A 1,543-nucleotide genomic window follows, 5' to 3' on the forward strand; every position below is an offset into this window, starting at 1 on the left:
GGTCGGTAGGGGTGGTGGGGGTGGTGGTGTGGGCGGTGACGTCGATGGCGGCTTCGGTGGGGCCGTAGAGGTTGTGGAGTTGGGTGTGGGGGAGGGTGGTGTGGTGGGTGTGGGTGAGGTGGGGGGTGAGTTCTTCGCCGGAGACGATGAGGTGTTTGAGGGTGGTGCAGTTTTGGGTGGTGGGGTTGTCGAGGAAGTAGCGGAGCATGGAGGGGACGAAGTGGCAGGTGGTGATGTGGTGGGTTTGGATGAGGTGGGCGAGTTGGTGGGGGTCGCGGTGGGCGCCGGGCGGGGTGAGGTGGATGGATGCGCCGGTGGTGAGGGGCCAGGTCCATTCCCAGCCGTTGACGTCGAAGCCGATGGGGGTTTTGAACAGGATCCGGTCGGCGGGGGTGAGGGGGTAGGTGTTCTGCATCCAGGCGATGCGGTTGGTGAAGGCGGCGTGGGTGTTGACGGCGCCCTTGGGCTGGCCGGTGGAGCCTGAGGTGTAGAGGACGTAGGCGGCATTCGCCGGATCCATGACCGGGGCGGGCGCGGTGACGGGGCGGGCGGCGATGTCCGGCTCTTCGCGGGTGAGATCCAGGAGCTGGGTGGCCGGGGGCAGGTCGAGGCTCGTGGTCGTGTCGCGGGTGTGCTGGTGGGTGAGGATGAGGGGGGTGCGGGAGGTGGTGGCCATGCGGGTCAGGCGGGCCGGGGGGTAGTCGGGGTCCAGGGGGAGGTAGGCGGCCCCGGTTTTGAGGACGGCGACCAGGGAGACGATGAGGTCCAGGCTGCGGTGCAGGCAGATCCCCATCACGTCCTCCACGCCGATGCCCCGCGCGATCAGGTGGTGGGCCAGGCGGTTGGCGGCCTCGTCCAACTCCCGGTAGGTCAGCTGGCCCTCTTCGCCGGTGACCGCGACCGCGTCGGGGGTGCGGGCGGCCTGGACGGCGATGGCTTCGTGCATGAGGCCGGTGGCGGCGGGTTCGGGCAGGGGGTTGCCGAAGGCGGTGATCTGCGCCCGTTCGGCTGTCCCGAGCAGTGAGTGGGCGTGCACCGGCTGGTTCGGGTGGCGGGTGGCGGCGTCCAGGAGGCGCTGCCAGGCCTCGTGCAGGCGGCTGATGGTGGCCGCGTCGAAGAGGTCGGCGGCGTACTCGATCCGTCCGGCCAGCGTGCCGTCGGCCTGTTCGCGCAGGTGCAGGGCGAGTTCGAACTGCGCCCGGCCCCCGCCCGCGACCAGCTCACTGACCCTGGCGCCGGGCAGCTGGATGGCCTCGCGGGGCGTGTTGTCCAGGGCGAACAGCACCCGCACCAGCCCGCCCCGCTCCGAGCCCCCGACACTCTGGGCGACCTTCTCGAAGGGGATGTCCTGATGGGCCAGCGCGTTCAGGGTGACGGTGCGGGCCTGCTCGACCAGCCCGGCGAAGGTGGGATCGCCGCCGGTGTCCACCCGCAGGGCGAGGGTGTTGACGAAGAACCCGACCACATCGTCGAGTTCGCTGCGCCCCCGCCCCGCCACCGGCGTCCCAAGGACCACATCGCTCTGCCCCGCCCAGCGCCCGAG

General features: G+C 70.9%; 1 protein-coding gene. It reads right to left on the reverse strand.

Annotated elements, in window-relative coordinates:
- Nucleotides 1–1,543 (reverse strand): non-ribosomal peptide synthetase (locus tag ACWFRJ_RS44545; RefSeq protein ID WP_453544819.1); only part of this gene is annotated, 1,543 nt, incomplete at both ends.

The organism is Streptomyces sp. NPDC055239, from assembly GCF_053606205.1.